At 71.0% G+C, this 24,541-nt stretch carries 23 protein-coding genes; 10 read left to right on the forward strand and 13 right to left on the reverse strand.

Translation table 11 applies throughout. The annotated features are described in order from the left end of the window. The first annotated feature begins 198 nt into the window (after positions 1-198). Complete coding sequence (locus DEU37_RS02385; protein WP_121189081.1) at positions 199-2,310, forward strand: glucose PTS transporter subunit IIA; 2,112 nt, start codon at positions 199-201, stop codon at positions 2,308-2,310. A 155-nt stretch (positions 2,311-2,465) separates the two neighbouring features. On the opposite strand, the gene coaBC is transcribed toward DEU37_RS02385, so the two are convergent. Then, positions 2,466-3,671 (reverse strand): bifunctional phosphopantothenoylcysteine decarboxylase/phosphopantothenate--cysteine ligase CoaBC, encoded by a 1,206-nt coding sequence (gene coaBC / locus DEU37_RS02390; protein WP_121189082.1) that lies wholly within the window; start codon positions 3,669-3,671, stop codon positions 2,466-2,468. Between the two features lie 64 nt (positions 3,672-3,735). On the opposite strand from coaBC, the gene DEU37_RS02395 reads away from it, so the two are divergent. Beyond that, positions 3,736-4,452, forward strand: coding sequence for an NRDE family protein (locus tag DEU37_RS02395; protein ID WP_121189083.1), 717 nt, complete (start codon positions 3,736-3,738; stop codon positions 4,450-4,452). A 21-nt stretch (positions 4,453-4,473) separates the two neighbouring features. Here DEU37_RS02395 and DEU37_RS02400 read toward each other — a convergent pair whose 3' ends face one another. Continuing rightward, positions 4,474-5,826 (reverse strand): FtsX-like permease family protein, encoded by a 1,353-nt coding sequence (locus DEU37_RS02400; protein ID WP_121189084.1) that lies wholly within the window; start codon positions 5,824-5,826, stop codon positions 4,474-4,476. Next, positions 5,823-6,533 (reverse strand): ABC transporter ATP-binding protein, encoded by a 711-nt coding sequence (locus tag DEU37_RS02405; protein ID WP_121189085.1) that lies wholly within the window; start codon positions 6,531-6,533, stop codon positions 5,823-5,825. The genes DEU37_RS02400 and DEU37_RS02405 overlap by 4 nt, the downstream gene beginning before the upstream one ends. A gap of 112 nt (positions 6,534-6,645) precedes the next feature. On the opposite strand from DEU37_RS02405, the gene DEU37_RS02410 reads away from it, so the two are divergent. Beyond that, positions 6,646-7,287, forward strand: coding sequence for a YdeI family protein (locus tag DEU37_RS02410; protein WP_121189086.1), 642 nt, complete (start codon positions 6,646-6,648; stop codon positions 7,285-7,287). Between the two features lie 32 nt (positions 7,288-7,319). On the opposite strand, the gene DEU37_RS02415 is transcribed toward DEU37_RS02410, so the two are convergent. Further along, positions 7,320-8,873: a bifunctional NAD(P)/FAD-dependent oxidoreductase/class I SAM-dependent methyltransferase gene (locus DEU37_RS02415; RefSeq protein WP_121189087.1), complete on the reverse strand. Its 1,554-nt coding sequence runs from the start codon at positions 8,871-8,873 to the stop codon at positions 7,320-7,322. A 65-nt stretch (positions 8,874-8,938) separates the two neighbouring features. On the opposite strand from DEU37_RS02415, the gene DEU37_RS02420 reads away from it, so the two are divergent. Then, positions 8,939-9,490 carry a helix-turn-helix domain-containing protein gene (locus DEU37_RS02420; protein ID WP_121189088.1) on the forward strand — a complete coding sequence of 184 codons (552 nt, stop codon included), beginning with the start codon at positions 8,939-8,941 and terminating at the stop codon, positions 9,488-9,490. Positions 9,491-10,030: 540 nt separating this feature from the next. Here the strand turns inward: DEU37_RS02420 and pgi are convergent. The 4 genes from pgi to DEU37_RS02440 form a co-directional block, all read right to left on the reverse strand. Then, positions 10,031-11,710, reverse strand: coding sequence for a glucose-6-phosphate isomerase (gene pgi, locus DEU37_RS02425; RefSeq protein WP_121189089.1), 1,680 nt, complete (start codon positions 11,708-11,710; stop codon positions 10,031-10,033). A gap of 305 nt (positions 11,711-12,015) precedes the next feature. Next, entirely contained in the window at positions 12,016-12,882 is an 867-nt protein-coding gene (locus tag DEU37_RS02430) for a hypothetical protein (RefSeq protein ID WP_121189090.1), read from the reverse strand. Then, complete coding sequence (locus DEU37_RS02435; RefSeq protein ID WP_121189091.1) at positions 12,879-13,535, reverse strand: response regulator transcription factor; 657 nt, start codon at positions 13,533-13,535, stop codon at positions 12,879-12,881. The genes DEU37_RS02430 and DEU37_RS02435 overlap by 4 nt, the downstream gene beginning before the upstream one ends. Then, the gene (locus DEU37_RS02440) at positions 13,523-14,869 is read right to left on the reverse strand and encodes a histidine kinase (protein WP_121189092.1); all 1,347 of its coding nucleotides are present in this window, start codon (positions 14,867-14,869) and stop codon (positions 13,523-13,525) included. Before DEU37_RS02440 ends, DEU37_RS02435 begins: the two co-directional genes overlap by 13 nt. A 117-nt stretch (positions 14,870-14,986) precedes the next feature. On the opposite strand from DEU37_RS02440, the gene DEU37_RS02445 reads away from it, so the two are divergent. Beyond that, complete coding sequence (locus DEU37_RS02445) at positions 14,987-15,799, forward strand: Cof-type HAD-IIB family hydrolase (protein ID WP_121189093.1); 813 nt, start codon at positions 14,987-14,989, stop codon at positions 15,797-15,799. 26 nt (positions 15,800-15,825) lie between these two features. Further along, positions 15,826-16,656 carry an aldo/keto reductase gene (locus DEU37_RS02450; RefSeq protein ID WP_121189094.1) on the forward strand — a complete coding sequence of 277 codons (831 nt, stop codon included), beginning with the start codon at positions 15,826-15,828 and terminating at the stop codon, positions 16,654-16,656. Here DEU37_RS02450 and DEU37_RS02455 read toward each other — a convergent pair. The 4 genes from DEU37_RS02455 to DEU37_RS02470 are packed head-to-tail and all read right to left on the reverse strand — an operon-like array spanning position 16,595 to position 19,359. Beyond that, positions 16,595-17,317 (reverse strand): Pr6Pr family membrane protein, encoded by a 723-nt coding sequence (locus DEU37_RS02455; RefSeq protein WP_121189095.1) that lies wholly within the window; start codon positions 17,315-17,317, stop codon positions 16,595-16,597. The two genes, DEU37_RS02450 and DEU37_RS02455, sit on opposite strands and share 62 nt — an antisense overlap. Positions 17,318-17,339: 22 nt before the next feature. Continuing rightward, on the reverse strand, positions 17,340-17,558 hold the full coding sequence (locus DEU37_RS02460) for a hypothetical protein (protein WP_121189096.1): 219 nt from the start codon (positions 17,556-17,558) through the stop codon (positions 17,340-17,342). A 39-nt stretch (positions 17,559-17,597) separates the two neighbouring features. Beyond that, complete coding sequence (locus tag DEU37_RS02465) at positions 17,598-18,566, reverse strand: DNA-3-methyladenine glycosylase (RefSeq protein WP_121189097.1); 969 nt, start codon at positions 18,564-18,566, stop codon at positions 17,598-17,600. A gap of 55 nt (positions 18,567-18,621) precedes the next feature. Continuing rightward, positions 18,622-19,359, reverse strand: coding sequence for a winged helix-turn-helix domain-containing protein (locus DEU37_RS02470; protein WP_121189098.1), 738 nt, complete (start codon positions 19,357-19,359; stop codon positions 18,622-18,624). A 403-nt stretch (positions 19,360-19,762) separates the two neighbouring features. On the opposite strand from DEU37_RS02470, the gene DEU37_RS02475 reads away from it, so the two are divergent. The 4 genes from DEU37_RS02475 (at position 19,763) to DEU37_RS02490 (ending at position 21,263) form a co-directional block, all read left to right on the forward strand. Beyond that, positions 19,763-20,335 (forward strand): toxin, encoded by a 573-nt coding sequence (locus tag DEU37_RS02475; protein ID WP_121189099.1) that lies wholly within the window; start codon positions 19,763-19,765, stop codon positions 20,333-20,335. Between the two features lie 39 nt (positions 20,336-20,374). Then, positions 20,375-20,686: a GNAT family N-acetyltransferase gene (locus DEU37_RS02480; protein ID WP_039413629.1), complete on the forward strand. Its 312-nt coding sequence runs from the start codon at positions 20,375-20,377 to the stop codon at positions 20,684-20,686. A gap of 98 nt (positions 20,687-20,784) precedes the next feature. Beyond that, entirely contained in the window at positions 20,785-21,018 is a 234-nt protein-coding gene (locus DEU37_RS02485; protein ID WP_121189100.1) for a hypothetical protein, read from the forward strand. Continuing rightward, complete coding sequence (locus DEU37_RS02490; RefSeq protein ID WP_121189101.1) at positions 21,015-21,263, forward strand: hypothetical protein; 249 nt, start codon at positions 21,015-21,017, stop codon at positions 21,261-21,263. The genes DEU37_RS02485 and DEU37_RS02490 overlap by 4 nt, the downstream gene beginning before the upstream one ends. Positions 21,264-21,276: 13 nt before the next feature. On the opposite strand, the gene DEU37_RS02495 is transcribed toward DEU37_RS02490, so the two are convergent. Beyond that, entirely contained in the window at positions 21,277-24,237 is a 2,961-nt protein-coding gene (locus DEU37_RS02495; protein ID WP_121189102.1) for an immunoglobulin-like domain-containing protein, read from the reverse strand. Between the last annotated feature and the right edge of the window lie 304 nt (positions 24,238-24,541).

The raw sequence follows: 24,541 nt of genomic DNA on the forward strand, positions 1-24,541 counted from the left end.
CACAGCTTCACAACGTTTTCTGGACATCCCCGGCGCAGAACCTGAGTGATCCCTGAACGTCAACCGGCCGTCGGGGCGCATTTCCTCCGGGCCGTTTGCCACGGTCCGGGCCCTGTCCGCTGTCCTGACGGCGATATAGAGTCGCCTGCGACAGATCGTCATCGACAGGACGTCGCATAACGAAAAAGAGGCGAAAAAATGGCATCCACTTCGGCATCCGAGATCGTCGACGCCGTCGGCGGTCCCGGAAATATCGCGAGTCTGACCCACTGCGCTACACGATTGCGCTTCCAGCTCAACGACGGTGAGAAGGTCGACAAGACCGCCGTCGAAGCTATTCCGGGAGTGCTCGGCGCGGTTCCGCAGGCCGGCGACCGTTTCCAGGTCGTGATCGGCGGCGGCGTGCAGACCGTCTACAACGACATCATGGCGCTGCCCGTCATGGCCGGCGGCGCATCCGCCGGCGGCGGCGCGGACGAGAGCATCGCCGACATCAAGGCGCGCGAGCGCGCGAAGGGCCCCCGTGGCACCAACGCCTGGCTCGACTCGCTGTTCGAGTTCCTCTCGGACTCGTTCCGCCCCATCCTCGGCGCCCTCCTCGGCGCATCGCTGTTCATCACCTTCATGGCGCTGGCGGCGACCCTCGGCTGGATCCCGGCATGGAACGCGCCCGGCGTGGTGCTGCCGCCGTCGTGGGCGTTCGTCAACCTCATGTGGCAGTGCGTGTTCGTCTTCCTGCCGCTGATGGTCGCCTACAACGCGTCGCAGAAGATCGGGGCCGACCCGTGGGTGGGCTTCGCGATCATGGCCGTGACGATGCTCCCGGGCTTCGCCGGGCTCGGCAAGACCGCCGATGCGGTGCAGTCGACCTTCCTCGGCTCTCAGATCACGACGGTCCAGGTGTTCGGGATGCCGCTGACCATCTTCGACTACAGCTCCCAGGTCTTCCCACCGCTGCTCATGGCGGCGGTGCTCGGCCTCGTCTACAAGGGGCTGAAGAAGGTGATCCCCGAGAACATCCAGCTGATCTTCGTGCCGTTCATCTCGATGCTGGTCATGATCCCGCTGACGGCGTTCCTCATCGGCCCGATCGGCGTGTACGCCGGTGCGGCGCTGGCGAACCTGCTCAGCTCGATCAACTCGTTCTCGCCGTTCATCTTCGCGATCGTCATCCCGCTCGCCTACCCGTTCATGGTGCCGCTGGGCCTGCACTGGCCGATCAACGCGATCATGCTCCTGAACATCCAGACCCTCGGCTACGACTTCATCCAGGGCCCCATGGGCGCGTGGAACTTCGCGTGCTTCGGTGCGACCGCCGGTGTGCTGGTGCTGGCCTGGCGGGAGAAGGACAAGCAGATGCGTCAGACCGCGACGGGCGCGCTCGCCGCGGGCCTTCTCGGCGGCATCTCCGAGCCCTCGCTCTACGGCATCCACCTGCGGTACAAGCGCATCTATCCGCGGATGCTCGTCGGCTGCCTCACGGGCGGTCTCATCATCGGCATCGGTTCGCTGGTGCTGGGTCTTCCCCACGGCATCACGACGCAGGCGTTCGTCTTCACGTCGCTGCTGACGATCCCCGCCTTCAACCCGATCGGGCTCTACCTGGTCGCCGTTGCCGGCGCCTTCGTCGTCGCCATGGTGCTGGTCATCATCTCCGGCTACAAGAACCCGGAGCCGGCCGGTGCGGCCGTCGCGGCGGCCACTGCAGACGCGGCATCCGTCGCCCCCGGTGTGGCGCGCGACAGCATCCCGGCTGTCGCCGGCGGCGCTGAGCTCGCCGGTGTCGCCGGTGAAGGCGCGGCGACCGCGACCGCGACCGCCTTGGCAGACCGTCCGGCCGCCGTCGGGGAGCTGATCCAGCTCGCGTCGCCGTTGGACGGAACCGTCGTCGCGCTCGACCAGGTGCCCGACCCCGTCTTCGCCGGCGGTGTCATGGGCCCGGGCGTCGCGATCGAGCCCACCGGTGACACGGTCTACGCGCCGGGTGCCGGCACGGTGGTGGCCGCTCAGCCGACCGGACACGCGTTCGGCCTGCAGCTGGACAACGGCGCCGAGGTGCTGATCCACGTCGGCATCGACACCGTCAACCTGAAGGGCGAAGGCTTCGACGTCAAGGTCAAGAACGGCGACCGGGTCGAGACGGGCACGCCGCTCGTCACCTTCGACCGCGCCGTGATCGAGAAGGCGGGCTATCCGCTGATCACGCCGGTCATCGTCCTCAACGGCGACACGTTCGACACCGTCGACCCGGTCGCCCTCGGCCCCGTCACGCACGGGTCGCCGCTGCTGGACGTGCAGAAGAAGGCCTGACCGCCGCGCTCTGCGTTTCGACTCGCTGCGCTCTGCGTTTCGACTCGCTGCGCTCTGCGTTTCGACTCGCTGCGCTCGCTCAACGACCGGGAGGGATGACCCCGGTCGTTGAGCGAGGAGCGCAGCGACGAGTCGAAACGCGGTGACCCCCGCCGTCAGCGCACCGCGGCGACCGCGTCCCAGATCGCGTCGGCGACCTCCCGCTTGGTGCCCGCCGCATCCGACACGACGGTGCCGGCGGCATCCAGCAGCAGCACACGATTGTCGGTCGCCTCGAAGCCGTGGGTCTCATCGACCCGGTTCACCGCCAGCAGGTCCACGCCCTTGCGCTCTCGTTTGCGGCGTCCCCGTGCCAGAAGCTCCGCATCGTCGGCCGCCGTCTCGGCGGCGAAGCCGACCACGATCTGACCGGGCCGGCGTGCGGCGACGAGTCCTGCGAGCACGTCGGGGGTCGTCACCAGATCGAGGCGGGGCACGCCGTCCTCCTTGCGCAGCTTTTCGCGCGAGACCTCCGCGACCCGGTAGTCGGCGACCGCGGCCACCATCGCGATGATGTCGGCGGCGGGCGCGGCATCCGTCATCGCCGTCTCCAGCTCGGCGGCCGTGCCGACGCGCACCATCGTGATGCGCGTGTGGCGGGATGCCGACCCGAGCACCCCTTCGTCCACGTGAGCCGCCACGAGCGTGACGTCGGCGCCGCGGTCGGCGGCGGCGAGGGCGAGCTCAGTACCCTGACGGCCACTGGAGCGGTTGCCGAGGAAGCGCACCGGGTCGATGGGCTCACGGGTGCCGCCGGTCGACACGACGACCCGCAGGCCCGCGAGATCGGCGGGCGGCGGCGCGGCGATCGCCAGCGCCGCAGCGACGATCTCCTCCGGCTCCACCATCCGCCCGGGCCCGCTGTCGCCGCCGGTCAGCGGGCCGTCGGCCGGCCCCACCACGTGCACGCCGCGCGCCCGCAGCGTCGCGACGTTGGCCTGCGTGGCGGCGTGTTCCCACATCGCCGTGTGCATCGCGGGCGCGACGACGACGGGCGCGGTGGTGGCGAGCAGCGTCACACCGAGCAGGTCGTCCGCGATGCCCGCCGCCATCTTCGCGAGGGTGTTGGCCGTCGCGGGGGCGATGACGATGAGGTCCGCGGAGGTGCCGAGGGCGACGTGGCGCACGCGCGCGACGTCGTCGTGGACACTGGTCGTGACAGGATTCCTGCTGACGGCCTCCCACGTGGTCGTCCCGACGAAGCGCAGCGAGTCCTCGGTGGGAACAACGTGCACCTCGTGCCCGTTGGTGACGAGGGCGCGCACGAGGTGCACCGTCTTGTACGCGGCGATGCCGCCCGTCACGCCCACGACAACGAACATGGTCCGATCCTGCCACGCCCGACGGCGGGGCCACGAGGAGCGGACGGAGAGGTCTCGAGCAACCGTGTGTACCGTCATCGTCCACGTTCCGCACGACGACGGCGCACCCGTGCGGCTGCTCGCCGTCCGCGACGAGGATCCCGCGCGCTCGTGGGATCCGCTGGGCCCGTGGTGGCCCGAGCTTCCCGCTGTGCGAGGGGTGCGCGACCGTCGTGCCGGTGGAGCGTGGTTGGCCGCGGATGCCGAGCACGGCCGCGTCGCGGTGATCCTTAACCGCGCCGACGTGCTGGCTGCCGACCCCGACGGCGCGCCGCCCGTCTCCCGCGGTCGGATCGTCCTGGACGCCGTCGCGGGTCGTGGCCCGGATGACCCGCCGCACGCGCAGGGGTTCAACCTCGTCGAGGCGACGCCGGCCGGTGCCCGCGTCACCATGTGGGACGGCGGCGCGCTGCGGCACGTGGAGCTTGCTCCCGGCATCCACATGGTCGCGCATGACGACGTCGACGACGAGGCGACGGCGCGCATCGCGGCGTGGCGGGAGGCCTTCAGCGCGCCGGCTGCCATCGACGGGCACTGGTGGGAGCCCTGGCTCGACACTCTCGAGCTGACGAGCGGACTGGGACCCACCGACGATCGCGCCATCGTGCGCGACAACCGCCCCTTCGGGTACCCGACCCTGTCGCTGCTGGTGGTCGCGGCGTCGCTGGCTCCCGATGCCGTCGACGTGCGCTATTCGGAGTTCGACGAGCCGGGGCAGTGGAACCGGCCCCGGCTCGACTGAGCGTCTCGCGCCACCGCCGTCTCAGGCCCCGCGGCGGATGGCCGTGACCAGGGGTCGCGATGTGAGCAGCGACAGGCGCACCAGCAGGATCCCGGCGAGGAACGTCCCCACGATCACCACGATCGAGATCGGAGCGATCAGCACCGTCAGCCCCACCACGGGCAACGCCAGAGCGACGCCGACGAGTGCGCCGCCCACCGCCGCCCACCGCAGCGGCACCATGACGGTGAGTGCGCGGGCGCGACGCACCTCGCGCTCCGGCATCCCCAGACGATCCAGACCCACGATGAGCTCGCGGTCCTCGAGCACGGACGCAGCCTGGGTGACACCCACGGAGCAGGCGAGCAGCGCGAAGCCGACGGCGAGCGTCACGAGCACGCCCGTGCGCATGTCCGCGAACAGCACGGCCTGCGACCCCGTCTGCCCGTCGTTGCCGGCGAGGGCCACGAGGCTCGCTCCCGAGCCGCCCACCACCGCGATGACGGCGATCATCGCGATTCCCGAGACCCGGCGCCAGGCCGAGGCCGCGTGCGCCGACAGCTCACGCCCGGCGATGAGTCGCGCCGCAGACGACGTGGTGCGCGCGAGGCTGCGTCCGCGAGCGGCGACCAGCGGCGTGCCGACGACGTTCACGATCAGCAGCGCGACCCCGAACAGGCCCATCAGGACGACCAGTCCGACCGCGGCGCCCCAGACCTGCGCGATGGCGCTGATGTTCGACACCGCGGTCACGACGGCGACGATCGCGAGCACGCCGAAGACGAGCGCCGTCGTGCGCCGCCGTGGCGGGTCGGTGCGACGCGCCACGCCGAGCGGCGTGAGCTGCACCCGTCGGAGGCTCAGCGCCGCGCTCGCCGTGGCGACCACGACGACACCGCCCACCGCGCCGGCGGCCACACCCGCGCCGGCCCAGAGCGCCGCGGCTCCGACGGGGCCACCGAAGAACGGCAGCAGTCCCACCACGGGCAGCAGCGCCGCGTACAGACCGACGCCCAGGATGCCGCCGACCAGCGCGGTGGCCCCCGCCTCGGCGACCGTCATGGCGCTGACCTCGCCCGCCCCGGCGCCGAGGAGGCGCAGAGTGGCCAGACGGTCGTTGCGTCGGCGCGCCGACAGACGTGCCGCGGCCGCCCCCAGCGTCGCGATCGGCACCGTGAGCAGCACGAGCGCCAGTGCGCTGAGCACGCGGTAGATGATCTGCATCTCCCCGGCGGCGCGCGGGTCGGTGAAGAACATGCCGACGCCGCCGACGACGACCAGCAGCAGCGCGGTCGTGACGCCGAAAGCGACGATCGGCAGCACCAGCGCGGCGCGGCCTTGCCGCGACGGGCGCGCGAGCATCACGGTGAGGCGGACGGTGCCGGCGACGCTCATGCGGCGCCGCCCGTCGCGACCGTCGCCGAGCCCTGGATGCGCCCGTCGGTCATGTGCAGCGTCCGCGAGCAGCGCGCCGCGACGCCCGGGTCGTGGGTGACGACGACGAGGCTCCGCCCCTGCCCGGTCGTCGCGTCGAGCAACGCCGTCAGCACCTCCGCCGAGGTGCGGGAGTCCAGGGCGCCGGTGGGCTCGTCGGCGAACACGATCGGCGCGCCCGTCACCTGTGCGCGGGCGATCGCGACCCGCTGCGCCTGACCGCCGGAGAGCTGCCCGATGCGTCGCTGCTCCATGCCGGCGAGCCCGAGAGCCGCGAGCCACCCGGCGGCGCGGGCTTCGGCCTGGGCCCGCGGCGCGCCCTGCAGGAGAAGCGGCAGGGCCGCGTTCTCGACGGCGGTCAGCTCGGGCAGCAGCAGGTGCTCCTGGAAGACGAAGCCGAGGTGGGCGCGGCGGACGGCGGCGCGCTGATTCTCCGTCATGCCGACGAGCTCGACCGGGGTGCCGCTCGGTGGGGCGAGCACGACCGAGCCGGCATCCGGGGCGATGATCGCCGCCAGACAGTGCAGCAGTGTCGTCTTGCCGGAGCCGGAGGCCCCCATGACGGCGACGGACTCGCCGGGGCTGATCGCGACATCGACACCGGCGAGGGCGACGAGGTCTCCATAGCGTTTGACGAGGCCGGACGCGGACAAGACGGGGGCGTTCATGTCTTCCAGTCTTCGCGGCGGCCCCCGCGGCGTCATCGGCCCCGGGATGTATCGGCATCCGCCTCCCGGGCGATCTCTGTCGCGCGTCGGGGGTCGCTGCTAGCGTCGCGGCATGGGAGTGGACGGGAGCGAGCCGGTGTTCTTCGCGGATGCCGCGGCCTTCCGGGCATGGCTCGAAGCCCACCACGACACCGCGACCGAACTGTGGATGGTGCGCCGGCGCAAGGGTCATCCCGAGCAGGGGCTGCGCTGGGAGGACGCGGTCCCCGAGGCGCTGTGCTTCGGTTGGATCGACTCGACGAGTCGACGGCTCGACGACGACGCGCGCATCCAGCGGTGGACGCCGCGCACGCCCACCTCCACGTGGAGTGCGGTGAACATCGCCCACGTCGAGCGACTCACCGCGGAGGGGCGCATGCACCCGGCGGGCCTGGCGGCGTTCGAGCGGCGTCGACCGGAGCGCAGCGCGACCTACTCCTATGAAGTGCGCGAAGAGCTCGATACGGCCGAGTTGGCCGCCATCGCCGCGGTTCCCGCCGCCCACGCGTTCTGGGATGCCGCGACGCCCGGCTACCGTCGGGTCTGCGCGAACTGGGTGCACGGCGCGCAGCGCGCCCAGACGCGCGCTGACCGACTGAGCACGCTCGTCGCGGAGTGCGCGGCCGGGCGGCTCATCCCTTCGCAGCGATACGGCATCCCGCCCGCGTGGCTCGCGCGCGCCGCTGCGGTCGCGGCGGCGCACCCTCCGACGTAGGTCGCGGCGGACGACCGTCGCGCCCGCGTCGGTCAGCGCCGGCGCAGCAGCAGCACGCCGTCCTCGAGCGTTGCGGGCTCTCCGCCGGGACCGGTCGCGGTGCGCGTGCGGGTCTCCACGAGCACCGCCTCCCACGCCTGCGGATCGAGGTCGAGGAGTGCCCGCTCCTCCTCGGGCGGCAGGAGGCGCGGAGCGTGGCCGTCCTCGCCGTGGCGGGACCACGGCGGTGCCGACGCGTGCGACACGATCAGCAGATGCCCGCCGACGGCGACGCGCGCGGCGGCGCCGCGCAGGAGCGAGATCCGCGGGAAGTCCGGCTCCCAGGAGTGCAGGAAGCTCGCGCTCACCAGGTCGAACGTCCCGGTCGGCGCCGCGTCCGCACCGCTTCCCGCGAAGAAGGTGATCCGTTCGGCGAGCCCGCGGTCGCGCGCTGCCGCCGCGCCCCGGCGGATGGCCGTCTCCGACACGTCGACCGCCGTCACGGTCCAGCCGCGCTCGGCGAGCCACACGGCATCCGCCCCTTCGCCGCACCCGATCTCTAGGGCCCGGCCGACGGGGAGCGTCGCGGCGAGGTCGGCGAAGGTCGCATTGACGCGTCCCGACCAGACACTGTCACGCTCGGCGTAGCGCTGCTCCCACGTCTCAGCGCTCTCGCGGGCGCGCCGAGCCAGCGCCAGGTCGCCGTCTTCCAGGGCCAGTGCGGCGTTGGCCCCGGCGCCGGCCATCGATCCCGCCGCCATCGCGACGGGCACATTGCCGTGCGGCGCGACGACGTTGCCGGCAGCCCACACGCGCGGATGCGAGGTCGCTCCCCGGGGGTCTGCGGCGACCGGCGCCCCGGGATCGTCGGTGCGCGCCAGGCGAAGAGCGTCGGCGAAGGCGAGGTCGATCACCGGCGCCGGCGCGACGAACAGGGCATCGATCGCGTGCGTCTCGCCGTCGGCATCCCGCGCCGCGCGCAGCGCACCGCCCGCACCGTCGAGTGCGACGATCGGTGTCGGCACGATGCGGATGCCGCGCGCCTGCCAACGCACCCGCAGCTCGTCGTCGAGGGGTTCGATCGCACCGGTGAACGCCGTCACATCGTCGCTCCATTGCCGCACCAACTCGATCTGGTGCACGCTCTGCGGCGAGGTCGCGAGTACGCCGAGGCGAGCGCCGGCGACCTCGAAGCCGTGGCAGTACGGGCAGTGGAGCACGCTGTGGCCCCACAGCTCGTCGAGCCCCGCGACAGGGGGGAGCTCGTCCCGCACTCCGGTCGCGATGATGACCGCCCGAGCGGTGTCGACGGTGCCGTCGACGCGCGTCAGCCGCAGTACGGCGCCCTCATCACGGATGCCGGCGACAGCGCCCTTCTCGACGTGCACACCGTAGCGGTCAAGCTCGTCCCGTCCGCGTGCGAGCAGCGCCTGCGGATCGATCCCGTCGTGCCCCAGCACGGCGTGCATGTGCGCGGCGAAGCGATTGCGCGGGCTGCCCCCATCGATCACCAGCGTCCGTCGGCGCGCACGCCCCAGCATCTGCGCGGCGCTCAGACCGGCCGCGCCGCCGCCGATGACGACGGCATCCCACTCTCTGTTCTGCATGCCTCCACTGTGGAAGGCGGCGACGGCTATTGCAATCTGAATTGCATAATTGGCAAACTAGAGGCGTGCCCTACACGCTGGATCAGGTCGGCGCTCGTCTTCGCGCGGCGCGTCAGGCGCGCGGCTGGACGTTGGAGGAGCTGGCCAGACCCGCAGGCGTCTCGGTGAGCACGCTGTCACGGCTCGAGTCGGGCAAGCGGCAGGCCTCCCTCGAACTGCTGCTTCCGTTGACGCGTCGACTCGGCATCCGCATCGACGACCTCCTTCCCACCGAAACACCGGACCCGCGTGTGCACCGCGCCGTGGAGCGCCGCGACGGCATGGTCATCGCGCCCCTGACGCTCGAGCAGTCCCCGGTGCAGGCGCTGAAGATCGTCTATCCGCCGACGGATGCCGCGCCCGCCGCGCGCATCCACGAGGGCTACGAGTGGCTCTACGTGCTGAGCGGGCGGGTGCGGTTGGCCCTCGACGGCAGCGAGCACGTGCTCACTCCCGGGGAGGCCGCCGAGTTCGACACCCGCCTGCCGCACTCGATCAGCGCCACCGCCGAGGGGACGGCAGAGGTGTTGAGCATCTTCAGCGCCTCGGGTGAGCGCTTCCACACCCGCCTGCCCTGACCGGTCGCAGGCGCACCCCGCGGGAATCGGTGTCGCGATCGGTTGTGTGAGCCGGCGGGATGCCGCGGATCGCGCCCCCGATTCGCGGGTGCCGTGGGACTCGTGGGAGTTGGTGTCGCGGTTGCGTGAGCCGGCGGGATGCCGCGGATCGCGCCCCCGATTTGCGGGGGCCGCGTGCCTGGCGGGAGTTGGTGTCGCGATTGGTTGTGTTGGGTGGCGGGATGCCGCGGATTGCGCCCCGGATTTGCGGGTGCCGCGGGACTCGTGGGATTTGGTGTCGCGATTGGTTGCTTGAGCAGGCGGGATGCCGCGGATCGCGACCCCGATTCGCGGGTGCCGCCGGCCTGGCGGGAATCGGTGTCGCGATCGGTTGTGTGAGGCGGTGGGATGCCGCGGGTTGCGCCCCCGATTCGCGGGTGCCGCGGGACTCGTGGGAGTCGGTGTCGCGATCGGTTGTGTGAGCCGGCGGGATGCCGCGGATTGCGCCCCCGATCCGGGGCCTCGAATCCGGGGCTCCCGGATCGGGGGGCGCGACCTGCGTCAGCGGCGGTGCGTGCGGTAGTACGACAGGAGCGCCTGAGTCGAGGCATCCTGCGCAGCCGTCGCGGCCTCGTCCCCCTCGATCGCCGGGGCGATCTGCAGGGCGAGCTGCTTGCCGAGCTCGACGCCCCACTGGTCGAAGGAGTTGATGCCCCAGATCACGCCCTGCGTGAAGGTGATGTGCTCGTACAGGGCGACGAGCTCGCCCAGCACCCGCGGGGTCAGCGCCGGCGCGAAGATCGACGTCGTCGGGCGGTTGCCGGGGAACGTGCGCGCCGCCACGAGCGCACCGGTCGTGCCCTCGGCCTCGACCTCCTCGGCCCTCTTGCCGAAGGCGAGCGCCTTGGTCTGCGCGAGGAAGTTCGCCAGGAACAGGCCGTGCACGTCACGGCCGCCGTCGTTCAGGTCGTACGCGGGGTTCACGAAGGCGATGAAATCGGCCGGGATGAGGCGGGTGCCCTGGTGGATCAGCTGGTAGAAGGCATGCTGGCCGTTGGTGCCCGGCTCGCCCCAGAAGATCTCGCCCGTGTCGCTCGTGACGGGCGAGCCGTCCCAGCGCACGCGCTTGCCGTTGGACTCCATCGTCAGCTGCTGCAGGTACGCGGCGAAGCGGCTGAGCTGCTGGGCGTAGGGGAGCACGGCGTGCGACTGGGCCCCGAGGAAGTTCGTGTACCAGACGTTGAGCAGGCCCATCAGCACCGGGACGTTCCGCTCGAACGGGGTCGTCCGCACGTGCTCGTCGATCGCGTGGAAGCCGGCGAGCAGCTCGCGGAACGCGTCCGGTCCGAGCTCGACCATCAGCGACAGGCCGATGGCGGAATCGACCGAGTAGCGGCCTCCCACCCAGTCCCAGAATCCGAAGGCGTTCGCCGGGTCGATGCCGAAGTCGGCCACCTTGTCGAGGGCGGTCGAGACCGCGACGAAGTGGTGCGCGACGGCATCCTGCTTCTGCGCGTCCGACCCGTCGATCGCACCGGCGGCGGCCAGGCCCGCCCACAGCCAGTCGCGCGCGAGTCGCGCGTTGGTGAGCGTCTCCAGTGTCGTGAACGTCTTCGACGCGACGATGAACAGCGTGGTCTCGGGATCGAGGTCCTTCGTCTTGTGCGCGAGGTCGAACGGGTCGATGTTCGAGACGAAGCGCGCCTGGATGCCGGCGGTCGCATACGGCTCCAGCGCCGTCGAGATCATCGCGGGGCCGAGGTCGCTGCCGCCGATACCGATGTTGACGACATGCGTGACCGTCTTGCCGGTGATGCCCTTCCACGCCCCCGAGCGCACGCGATCGGCGAAAGCGCTCATCGCCTCCAGCACGGACTGCACATCGGCATCCACGTGCTGGCCGTCCACGACGAGCTCGGGCGTCGCTCCGGCCGGGCGTCGCAGCGCCGTGTGCAGCACGGCGCGGTCTTCCGTGGTGTTGATGTGTTCGCCGCGGAACATGGCCGCCAGACGGTCGGCCAGGTGCACGTCGTCGGCGAGGGCCAGGAGCGAGGTCAGGATGCCGTCGTCCACGAGGTTCTTGGAGAGGTCCACGTGCAGGTCGGCGGCGTCGAAGGTCAGCTGCTCGACCCGCGTCGGGGCGTCGGCGAACCAGGCGCGGAGGTCGGGGGCGAAATCCGCGGCGCGTGCGGACAGATCGGCCCAGGCGGGAGTGCGGGTGGCGTCGATGGGAGTGCTCACGCCTTTACGCTAGCGCCCGCGGGCCGGGTGCGCAGATGTGTGTCCTGTGAGAAAGGCACGGCGGGATGGCCTCGTCGCGCGAGGTCCGAAAACGACGGTGGGCCGGTCGCCCGAAAGGACGACCGGCCCTGCAATCCGTTGCACCACATTCGCAGGGGGAGAGTCCTGCGTCGCCTCGTCCGGCTCATGGAGTCGGGGTCCGGATTCGGCGATGACTCACGTTATAACGGCGAGAACACGGCGGCGGGATCGTCCGCCGAGTGCATATCGTTCGCATACCGTCCTGTCAGGAACCGATCCCGGCGTCACGACCGCAGCGAGACGAATCCCGCCGAGATGGTCACCGCGATCCGGTGCGGCGAACTCGGATCCACGCGCAGACGGTTCTCCACGTCTCCGGCGGCAGCGTCGGTGGAGACGGCGTAGGCGGCGTCGGGCAGCACGAGGGCGAGCCGGCCCGCGCTGAGGTCGGCCGTCAGCATCTGCGGCGCAGATCCGGTGAGACTGCCCTCGACGGATCCGGCGCTCAGCTTGAAGCCCGCGCGGTCGACGCCGGCCAGATCCATCACGAGCCGTCCGGCCGACACGTCGGCGGTGAGCTCTGCCGCTCGTCCCGACAGCTCCATCGATCCGGCACTGACGGTGACATCCAGCGCGCCGTACGTTCCCTGCACGCGCATTGCGCCGGCGCTGAGCGTGAGGTCGCCGTCGAGCGCGACGCGCTCCAGCGAACGCGGCAGTGTGAGCACCGCGGTGTCGCTGTGCCCGAAGGGGCGGATCGCGCTCCACCAGGAACGCTGCGTCGTCACCACGAGCCGGTCGCCGTCGCGACGCAGACGCCAGTCCGCGACGGCGCCGTCGACCTCGAGCGTGGCGCGGTCGCCGCCGTAGACGATGCTCACATCGGCGGCGGCCACATCGACATCAAGGGTGCGTACGCCCGCGGCATCCGCCGTCAGGGTGCCGTTGCCGCGCGTCGCGCCGGCGATCGCTCCGAGAGCCGAGGCGCCGAACGCGCCGAGGATCAGGGCGGCGCCGAGCACGATCGTCAGGATCGCCACGACACGCGCGGCCGGGCGGGGACCGGTCGGACGCGACGGTCCGTGCGCACTGCCGCCGGACAGTCCGCCGGCGCCGGTGGTCGGCGGAGGGGGTGTGAGGGTGGTGGTCATCGGTTCGTTCCGTTCTCCCAGTGGATGAGGGCGGCCAGCACCCGTCGGTTGCCGTGTTCGTCCTGCTCGAGGTCGAGCTTCTGGAACAGCGAGGTGATGTGCTTCTCGACGCTCGCCTCGGTGACGAACAGCGTCTGTGCGATGGCCTGGTTGCTCTTGCCCTCGGCGATCAGGGCCAACACGCTGCGCTCGCGTTCGGTGAGGCGTTCCATGCGTGCATCGCGTCCGCGGCGGGTGAGAAGCTGGGCGATCACCTCCGGGTCGAGGACGGTCGCGCCGGCTCCGATGCGTTCCACGGCGTCGAGGAACTCGCCGACATCGGCCACGCGATCCTTCAAGAGGTAGCCGAGTGCTCCGGTCTGCGTCGTGATCAGCTCGCCCGCGTAACGCTCCTCGACGTACTGGCTGAGCACCAGCACGGCCAGATCGGGTCGCGCGGCGCGCAGGTGCACCGCGGCGCGGATGCCTTCGTCGGTGAACGTCGGCGGCAGTCGCACGTCGAGGATGCACAGATCCGGGGCACAGCCGGCCACGGCATCCATCAGCGTGCCGGCGTCGGGCAGCGCCGCGACGACCTCGTGACCGGCGTCGTCGAGCAGACGCACGAGGCCCTCGCGCAGCAGAGCGGAATCCTCGCAGATCAGGATGCGCACGGCACACTCACCTCCAGAGCGGTCGGACCGCCGTGAGGGCTGTCGAGGCGGCTCACGCCGCCGGCGGCGGCGATCCGGTGCGCGATGCCGTCGAGGCCGCCGCCGGGAAGCACGCGCGCCCCGCCGACGCCGTTGTCCTCGACGCGGGCCCAGAGCATCGGTACGCCCTGATCGGCGCCGTCGCGACGGCGCACCGTCACGCGCACCTCGCTCCCGCGGGAGTGCTTGGCCGCGTTGGTCAGCGACTCGGCGATGGCGAAGTAGACGGCCGCCTCGGCGGTGCGGCTGCACCGGCCCGATGCGCCCGCGGAAGGATCGGGCAGGCGCACGTCGAGCGTCACGGGCACATGCGAGCGCGCGGCGAGGGCGCTGAGCGCGGCATCCAGTCCCCGGTCGTCGAGGACGGAGGCGTGGATGCCGCGGGCCAGCTGGCGCAGCTCGGTGATCGCCGCCTTGGTGGAGGTGTGGGCCTCGTCGATCAGAGCCTTGGCCGCCGCCGGATCGCTGTCGATCTTCTGCTGCGCGAGCCCCAGCGTCATCCCGACGGACACGAGCCTCGGCTGGACGCCATCGTGGAGGTCGCGTTCGATGCGCGTGCGCTCCAGTTCGCCGGAGCGCACCGCGCTCTCGCGCTGCGTGCCGGCGGCGCGGGCCTGCTCCACGAGCACGGCCTCACGGCTCGGCACGAGCACCGCGCGGGTGAGCACGGCATGCAGGAGCGCGGCGCCGATCAGCAGCGCGAGGCTGACGATGATGCCCACGATGCCGACCGGGATGGCCGCCTCGACGCCGATCTGCACATCCGTGGCGGGGATGCGCGCGGCATCCTCGCCGATCAGCGGCGCGAACAGCAGCACCACGCTCGAGGACAGTGCTCCGACGATCGGCAGCACGATCAGCCCGAGGATCGTCGAGATGCCGGCCGAAGCGACGCCGCGCCACATGGGGCCGTCGGTGAACTGCTGCCAGAGCGTCCGCAGCCATCCGGAGAACCCGGGCCGGGCGCTGTGGCGCACCGTCAGCGCGGGCAGGTCGTAGCCGTAGAGGCCTTCGACCCGGGCGTACTCGAGCCACGCCGTGGCCCACGTCGCGTAGACGAACACGACCAGGAACAACGCCCCGACCCCGAGAGCGGGAAGGAGCCCGACGCCGAGGCTCAACAGCAGCAGAAGCAGGCTGAAGATCGCGGTGCCCGCCAGCCCTATCGCCGCCAGCTGGGCGATGGCGCCGAGATGGGCGAGAAGTCCGACGCGGCGCGCGGGCGCCGTCGGCGCGGGCGAGGGGGGTGAGCCGTGCGGCACGGATGCCGAGGGCAGGGTGGCGGTCTCTGACATGACTCCACGCTAGGGCGCGCCGCCACACGGACGCAGGGGAGTGGTCCCCCGAACCGGGGTGGGGTTATCCCGACCGGCCGAGCGCGGCACCGGGCACCCGTGCGGAAGGATGGAGGCATGAGCGTCCGCGACATCCGCCTGATCGCCGTCGACATGGACGGGACGCTGCTGCTGCCCGACGGATCGGTCCCCGACGGACTCTGGCCGCTGCTGGGCCGGCTGCGCGAGCGTGGCATCGCGTTCGCCCCGGCCAGCGGTCGTCAGCTGGCGACGCTGCAGCAGACGTTCGCCGCCGTCGACGGCGAGCTCGACTACATCGCCGAAAACGGCGCGTATGTGGTCCGCGGCGACGTCGAGGTCAGCTCCGACGCGGTGGATCCGGCGGTCGCGGCATCCGTCGTCTCGCGCCTGCGTGCCGCCGTCGCGGAGGGGACCCTCCGCGCCGGACTCGTGCTGTGCGGCAAGAGGTCGGCGTACGTCGAGGACACCGCTCCTCGCTTCCTCGCGGAGGTCGAGAAGTACTACGCGCGTCGGGAGGTCGTGGCCGATCTTCTCACCGTGGACGATCAGATCCTCAAGCTCGCGATCTACGACCTCGACGGCGGCGAGGAGCACTCCGCGCCCGCGTTCGCCGATCTCGCCCAGACCCACCGGGTCGTCGTCTCCGGTCACCACTGGGTCGACATCATGAACGCGACCGTCAACAAGGGGGTCGCGCTGCGGGCGCTGCAGGAGGCGCTCGGGGTGACGGCCGAGCAGACCGCCGCGTTCGGCGACTACCTCAACGATCTCGAGCTGCTCGGTGCTGCGCACTGGTCGTACGCCATGGCCGACGCCCACCCGGATGTCGCGGCCGTCGCGCGGTTCCGGGCGCCCTCGAATGCGGATGCCGGCGTGCTGACGGTCATCGAGGAGCTGATCGCACCGTGAGCGTGCGCCGGGCGTAGCGTGGAGGCATGGTCATGATCCCCACGGTCGCGCTCAACGACGGCACGTCCTTTCCCGAGCTCGGTTTCGGCACCTACAAGCTGCAGGGCGAGGACGGTGTCGCCGCGATCGAGGCGGCCATCGGCGCGGGCTACCGCCTGCTCGACTCGGCCGTGAACTACGAGAACGAGACCGAGGTCGGCGAGGTGGTCCGCCGCAGCGGCATCCGCGACGAGCTCATCGTGACGACGAAGGTCCCGGGCCGCGACCACGGCTACGACCAGGCGATCCGCAGCGCCCACGCGTCGCTCGAGCGTCTGGGCCTGCAGCGCATCGACCTCTACCTGATCCACTGGCCGAACCCCAGCGTGGACCGCTACGTGGAGACTTTCCGTGCCATGGTCGATCTGCAGAGCGATGGTGCGGTCGGCTCGGTCGGTGTCTCGAACTTCACGGAGCAGATGCTCACCCGACTGATCGAGGAGACGGGCGTGGTGCCGGCGGTCAATCAGGTCGAGATGCACCCGTACTTCCCCCAGGCCGCGCTGCGCGCCTTCCATGCCGCTCACGGCATCCGCACCGAGAGCTGGAGTCCGCTGGCCCGGCGCAGCGAGCTGCTCGGCGAGCAGGTGGTCGCCGATGTCGCCGCGGCCCATGCCGTGACACCGACCCAGGCCGTGCTGCGCTGGCACACCCAGCTCGGCTCGACCCCGATCCCGAAGTCGGCGACGCCGGCGCGTCAGCGTGAGAATGCGGATGTCTTCGGCTTCACGTTGACCGATGACGAGATGGCGGCACTCAGCTCCCTGGAGCGGGGTCGTCTGTGGGGCGGGGATCCCGAGACGCACGAGGAGATGTGAGCTTCCGCGCGAGCAGGCGGTCGCATCCCACGACGACATAGCCGACCGCGACGAGCCCCACGGTCAGCCCGCCGATCCACAGCGCGACGCCGCCGACTCCGTGTTTCGCGACGTTCATGAACGGGTACGGCACGCTCGTGCCGCCCGCGAACCGGCCCCCGACGGCGCTGTAGGTGTACGCGAACGCGACATACGCGAACGGGATGAGCGCCCACAGCAGCGGGTCGTGACGGCGCAGATGGCCCTTGGGGACGAACAGCGCCCAGTCGATGATCACGAGGATCGGCGTGACGATGTGGACGAGATCGTCGGTGAGGGTGAACGGCCGGTACGCGCCCGGCTGGGTGAACAGCGCGGGCGCGAGCACGAAGAGGTAGATCAACATCGTGACGGTGATCGCGTGCATCACCGCCGCCGCCCACCGCGGCGACGGCGTGGATGCGCCGATCCACCCGTCACGCTGTGCGTCGCGGAGGGTGGTGATCGCCGACAGCACCATCCACGCCAGGCACAGCACGTTGCTGAGCACCGTGTAGTAGAGGAAGGCCGACCACGTGGGAGTCGCCGTCCACAGCCCCGACACCCGGGCGATGCCGATCACGATGACGAGCGACGCCACCGCGCGGTAGCCGAAAGCGAGGATGCGGGAGCGCGCGATCATTCGCTCATGTTAGGGCTCACGCTCACAGCTGCGCGCCGTCGTCCCATGGATCGTCGAGCTCGGGTGTGCGCCCGCGCCAGGATTCGTACGCGATGAGCCAGCCGATCGAGACGATCACGGCCAACAGCACACCGAGCAGCACGTTCTGCATGATCAGCCCGAACAGCACTCCCGCGCCCAGCAGCACCACGGTGCCCATCAACCAGCCGATCCGGCCGCGTGGCCATCCTCTGTGGGTCATGGCACCAGCGTAGAAGGTCGGCCCGGGATCGCCGCCCGATCACCGCCGGCGGTGGTCCTCCGGTGCGAGGCGGGGACCCCGGCGCGGTTCGAGCCGGCCGCTCAGCCCGATCAGTCTGATCACGCGCTGGCGATGACCGCGCCACGGCTCCAGCAGCTCCAGCATCCCGTCGTCGTCGACGCGGCGGCCGGTGAGCGCATAGCCCACCTGATGCGAGAGGTGGTAATCGCCGACGCTCACGGCGTCGGGGTCTCCGAAGGCGCGAATGCGCGTCTCCGCACTCGTCCATGCCCCGATGCCGCGAAGGCTCGTCACCGCGCGGTCGGCGGATGCCGGATCGCGGGCGGCCCGCTCGATCGATGCGCGCCGCGTCGCCGCCTCCACGATCGTCCGCGACTGCGGCGGCTCGAGTCCGGCGCGGTGCCACGTCCAGCTGGGGATCAGGTGCCAGTCGGCCGGGGGCGCGAACATCGGTCGGGGGGTGGGGCCGGGCGCGCGCTCGCCGCACCAGGTGAGGATCATCCGCCATGCGCCGAAGGCCTGCAATCCGGTCACCTTCTGCTCGAACACGGCGCTGATCAGTGCGTCGAAGACGAGGTCGGTGCGGCCCAGTCGGAGGTCGCCGTGCCGGTGGTGGGTGTCCGAGATGAGCGGATGCCGGTGGGGTTCGAAGCCGGTCGGGTCGTCGTCGGCGCCGCACAGTCGCGGCAGCTGCTGCAGTGCCCAGTCGGCACCGGCACCCCAGGCCGCTGCGCGGACGAGCCCGCGCTCGATGCGCAACGCCAGCGTCGCGACGCCCTCGGGCGTGCGCGTGGCCCGCCAGATGACGCCCTGGTGCTCGAGCTGCGACGGATCGTGGGCGCCGCGCTGCTGCGGGCGCACGGCGCGCCCGACGTCGGTGGGCACACGCGGCCGGTACTCGCTCTCGAGGGGTCGCGGTGAGGGCCGTCGCGGGTCGCGCGTCGCCGGCTGCGCAGCGCGCGGCGGCATCCTCTCGCGCGTGGTCATGCCGTCACCCTATGTCAGGGCCTCCGACATCACGACGCGCTGGCGTGGATGCGGATCAGAAGCGGTCCGGCGACGGCGTGCCGTGGCCGTAGCGGATGACGACGTCGGCGTGGCGGTCGAAGCGGTAGCCGATGCCCCGAACGGTGCGGACGATGTCCTCGTAACGGCCGAGCTTGGAGCGCAGGCGGCGCACGTGCACGTCGATCGTGCGCTCGCCGGGTGCCTCGTCGGCGTCGGCGTGGCTCCACAGCGACGAGACGAGTTCGGTGCGTTCGATGGTGCGGCCCTCGCGGAGCACGAGGTACTGCAGCAGTTCGAACTCCTTGAAGGTCAGCTGCGCGGCCTCGCCCTCGATGTGCACGCGTCGGCGGGAGATGTCGATCGTCACCCCTCCGGGCACGTGGTCGTCCTCGGGCTCGTCCTGCTTGGTGCGGGCGACGGCGCTCGGCTCGTGGAGCGCCAGGCGCACGACGTCGACGTCCCGGCCACCGGCGGACGCGGGCGCCAGGGCGACGGTGGCATAGGTCTCGGCGTGCGGGGCGAGTTCGCCGAGCGTGCGGCGCAGGGCCTCGACGAGCGTGGAGAGCGAGACGCCGTCCGCGGCTGCCTTCGCCTCGTCGATGCCGACGTAGAGGGCGAATCCGCGCGGCGCGGTGCCGACCGGGACGGTGCCCGCGGCGGGAGGGGTTGCGCTCGCGGCCGGTGCGGCCACGGCGCGACGCGGCGGCACGTCGGGGACGGCGCGCAGGTGACGGACGGGAGCGGGCGAGGCAAGAAGAGCGGTGTTCGACACGGGAATGTCCTTCGGGGTGGAACCCGGGGCGTGCGGCCCAGGAGCGGGTTCGGGTGTGTGTTGCGTGGGGCCCGGTGCGAGATCAGCATCGGATGGGATGCGAGGGCCTGTGCGAGACAGCCGACGTTCGCGTTGTGCGCGGCGCGGTGCTCGGGGGGTGGCGGCCGGCTGACGGAGGTGGGTCAGCGACGGCGGGCGCACCCGGCGGGGTTCACCGTCAGTGGCACATTCGGCAACACATGGCAACGCGCGGCATCATCATGATGCCGGCATGTCCGTTCGCCTCCAGGGCGGACAGAGTGCGTGCGTTGTCAGTCATGGGCCTGATTATGACGAACCGCGTCGCGATGTGTCAAACCGCACGGATGCCGCCGTCACAAGATGACGGAATGTGACAGAGTGCATGGTCGTGAGCTCCCCGACCCACCCGCCCGCGCGCATCCGCATCGTGGGGACGTCGGGATCGGGAAAGTCGCGACTGGCCGAGGAGGTCGCGGCGCGCACACGCCGTGCCCGGCTCGAGCTGGACGAGGTCTTCTGGGACGCGGGGTGGACGTATCGCGACCTCGCCGAGGCGCAGGCGCGCGTGCGTGCGTTCCTCGCGGCACACCCCGAGGGGTGGGTCGCGGACGGCAACTGGAACTCACGGCTGGGCGGTCTCATGGAGCCCGGTACCCCCGGCGGGGCCGACGTCGTGGTGTGGGTCGACCACCCGCGTCGCGTCGTGATGTGGCGGGTGCTCCGGCGAACCCTTCGTCGCGGCATCCTGCGCGAAGAGCTCTGGCACGGCAACCGCGAGCGCGTGCGCTCGTGGCTGAAGTGGAAGCCGGAGGACAACATCCTCCGCTGGGCCTGGACGAGCTATCCGACGATGCAGCGCCGGATGGAGGCGCGCATCGCCGCGGGCGATCCCGTCGTGCGACTGCGTGGGCAGCGCGAGGTCGACGAGTGGGTGCGCTCGCTGTCTTCCGCGTAGCGTCGCCCCACCCTCTGCGTGGCGGCGTAGCGTAGGGATATGACCGGAACCGCCGACGAGCTGTCGTTTCGCAACGAGCCGGAAGCGTCGCGGTACACGCTGCGCCGGGGCGAGCAGATCGTGAGTGCGCTGGACTACCGCGACGACGGCCACACCGTCGCGATGACGCGGGCCTACACCGTGCCCACGTTCCGCGGTCACGGGTACGCGGCCGACATCGTCGCGCGCGCCGTCGAGGAGGTCGCCGGCCGAGGCGACCGCGTCATTAGCCCGGTCTGCTGGTACGTCGCCGACTGGTTCGCGGCCCATCCCGAGCACCGATCGCTGTTGGCGCCTCCGCGAGGGGCGTGACCGATCGTCTCCTAGCTTCCCACCGCCGGCCCCGTCAAGGGTCTGGCCGGTCGCCGCGCGGCCCCGCACAGTGGGGACGACCGATGTGAGGAGAAGCCATGAGCACCGATCGAGATGAACTCCCGGACGGCGTGATCAATGCCGAACCGGCCGGAGGCTGGGAGAGCGGGGCCGTCGCCGACGCCGAGACGCGCGAGGCCTCGGCGCGGGCCGAAGAGCCCGTCGACGGTGTGCCCGACGGGTTCGTGGAGAGCGCGGAGATCCAGGCCGGACTCGATCCCGACCTGCGCACCGACGAGCAGGTTCGCGACGACGAGGAGACCCAGCGATGAGCGACACGGACGACACGACGCCTGCGGAGACGCAGGACGAGCCCCGGCTCGACCTTCACCAGACATCGGATCAGGAGCGCCTGGACGGGCTGATCGCCCAGCTGCGCGCCGACGTCGCCGGTCAGAACGCGGCCACCGTGGACAAGGCCGTTCGCGGTCGCCTCGCCGAGACGGGGGTTCCCGCCGAGGAGGAGGTCATCCTCGCGCTGATCGCTGAGCTCGCAGCGGACCAGACGACCGACTGAACGACGTGCCTTCTCAGCGGCAGCGTTGCGCGGCGTAGCCCACCTCGAGTGTCGAGTTGCTCCCCTCGCGCGTCACGGCCGCGGAGACGTTCCCCGCCGGCATGCTCCCGAGGCGCGTCGAGAATGCCGACGATGCCGTCGTTCCCGGCGCCAAGGCGATCGTCCTCGCGCCATACGGCGTCGTCACGGAGACGGTGGCCGGGGCGCCGTCCTCGTTCGCGGCGGTGACGACCAGAACGACGGCGCCTGCGACGCAGCGTGACGTGGTGGAGACAGTGACCTGGACGACGCTGGTCACCGTGACGGTGGCCTCCACCGGCATCCGGGAATCGTCCTGGGCGACGCCGCGCACCGTGAAGGTCCCCGGCTGCGCGTAGGACGCGGGGGCGACGGTGTCCCACGCGACGTCGACCGTGCGCTGCTGACCGCTCACCGTCGTGAGCGTCGCCTGCGGCAGGGTGGGCGCGGTGCCCACCGTGGTCGAGAGGTCTATTGCTGCGACGGAGGCCACCGCGATTTCGGGCGCATAGGCGGTCAGCACCCGCTGGTACTCGGCGCGCGTGATGGGCAGCACCGTGCCGTGGCGCGGCTTGCCGCCGTCCGCGTTCTGCGGCAGGCCTTGGCGAAGCTTCTCACCGAGCGGCTGCCACGCAGCGCCCTCGAGACCGGTCGTTCCGAAGGGCACGTAGTGATTGGGTCCGCCGTGGTAGTTCGGCTGATCGATGAACAGGAACCAGCGCTGTCCGTTCACATCGCCCTCGTTGGCGGGGAAGATGTTCGGTCCTTCGCCGCTGGAGTAGGTCCCGCCGGGCTCGCCGTTGGGCAGGCCGCTGGCCACTCGATCCTGGACCAGCGTCCACTGGTCGTCGGCCCCGGTCGTACCCGGCAGCGACCCGCTGACCGTCGACAGGAGGTTCGTGGACTTCTCCTCGCGGATGGTCATGCTCGCTTCGTCCTTCGTGAAGCGGTAGTAGACGTCGCCGACCTTCGCCACGGTCGAATCGATCGCTCCGAGTCCCGCGCCGCGGCGCACGTCGATCCACGGCTTCGCCTCGGAGAACGTGACGAAATCGTCGGTCGTCGCGTACATCATGCGGTTGTAGGTGACGGCGGTGCGGTCGGCCGGGTCGGTCGTGGGGTAGAGGTTGGAAGCCCAGTAGACGACGAATGTGTCGAGCTCGTCGTCCCAGAACGCCTCCGGCGCCCAGGTGTTGCCGGCGTAGTCGCTCGACACCTTCACGTGGCGCTGGTCCGACCAGGTCACGAGGTCCGTGGACTCCCACACCTCGATGTAGCGCGAGCCGGAGATCTGTGCGGTGGTGAAGCCCCCGGCCAGCCCGTCGACCTTGAGGTCGGTGGCGATCATGTAGAACTTGTCACCGTCGGGTGAGCGCAGGATGAACGGATCACGCAGGCCCTGCGTGCCCACCGTCGAGGAGAAGAGCGGCTGTCCGTTGTTGAGAGTGTTCCAGCTGAGCGCGTCATTGCCCTTGGATGCCGCGATGCTGACGCGTTCGGCGCCCTGGCCCTCGCCGGTGAAGAAAGTCCAGAAGTAGGCCTCGGTCATGGCTGAGCCGCCCGGCATCGGCTGCACGCGTGCCGTGAAGGTGCGGGTCGCCGAGGCGTCGCCGCTGCGAGCGACAGCGGTCAGTTCGACGGTGGCGGCTGCGGCGCTGGCCGCCGGACGGGAGACGGCGACGGTGCGCGAATCGGGGCGGACACCGTCGCGCACGGTGGCCATGTTGGTGCCCGCGATCACCGTCCAGGTGATCGTCGAGCCCTGTGCGCCGGTGGCGGGAACGGAGAAGTTCGTGCGGACGTCGTCGAGATTCGACAGACTCACGGCCGCGATGTCCTGGGACACCCGCTGCTGGTCGGTCAGCTGCTGAGGAACCGTGACCGAGTAGGCCTTTTCCCGGGTGGCCGTGCCGGCGGTGAAGGTCGCGGTCAGGGTGACGTGTGCGTCGCCGCTACCTCCCGCGGGGCGGCTCACGGCGGCGGTGCCTCCGGAGACGACGATGGCGGCGGCATCGGATCGCCAGCTCACCGCAACACCCGCGCTCGTCGTCGGCAGGGCGAAGTCGGCGGTCGCGGTGGCGGGAACGGCGACGCCGGCGACAGCGCGGTCGAGGGCCTGCCCGTTATACAGCGACTGCACGTCGGCGTCGCTCATCGCCTGGCCGTAGACGGCGAAGTCGTCGATGAGCCCGCTCCAGTTGGCGTCGTTGTATGTCGAGCGGCCCAGCGTCGCGGTCAGCGCGTCGCCGAACGAGGCGACCGAGCGGGAGATCGCGTTCTGGGTGATGCGGGTGCCGTTCACATACACCCGCAGCTGCCCGTTCGTGCCGTCGATCACCGTCGTGTACAGGCTGAGGCCGGCCGGGGTGCGCAGACCCGTCGTCGCCGCCGCGGTCGCCCCAGCGCCCACCTCGGTGGTCCAGGGGGCGCCGGCATCGGTGGCGTTCGTGACGACCGACTTGACGTAGCCTGCGGGGTTCGTCGGGTTGAGCAGCCAGTAGCCGGAGGAGAACGACGCTCCACCGGTGAGCGGGGTGCCGATGAAGGCGGCCGCCGTATTGGCGGCGCCGGTCTTCGGGGACAGCCACGTCGAGATGGTGAGGTCCTTCTTGCCGACCAATGCCGTCGTCGGAATGTCAAGGTAGGCCCCGGTGTCGCGCGATCCCCCGGGCAGCGAGAGCATTCCGTCGGCGACCTCTCCGCCACTCTGGCGGAGGGTGGCGTCGTTGCCGTTGCCGCTCACGTCGGAGATGGTCGTGCCGGATGCCGTATCGAACGAGTAGTGGATGACGGGGGAGGGCTGGCCATCAGCGCGCGCGGCGACGGGAACGGCGGTGCTCGCGAGTGTCAGACCGACGGCGACGGCGAGGGCGCCGATGCGTGCCCGGGTCGGTGACAGTGGCTGCAGATGCTGCGGCTGGCGCCAACGGCTTCGGGCTCTCTGAGGCGTGGTCATGCGCGCTCTCCTCGCTCATCTCGGCTGGGCGACATCGCTGCTTGCGCCAGAGACCTCTCCGTCTCGGTGCTGAGCCCTGCGTCATCGCGTGGGGGTTCGAATCGCTGATCGCGTTCAAGGGTGTTACCGGAAACATGCCCTCGCGGCTCACGCTAGGTGGCGCTCCGGCGGCGTGTCAAGTGCGCAGTCGACGGGTACATGCTCGTGTCGGCATCCCCAGATCTCGGGAACGGGGTCGTTACTTTTTCGTTACATCTCCATCGGTCCGTTATCGCTAACATTTCGGAAGTCGTGAGCCCATCGA

Source organism: Microbacterium sp. AG790 (assembly GCF_003634765.1).
GTDB lineage: Bacteria > Actinomycetota > Actinomycetes > Actinomycetales > Microbacteriaceae > Microbacterium.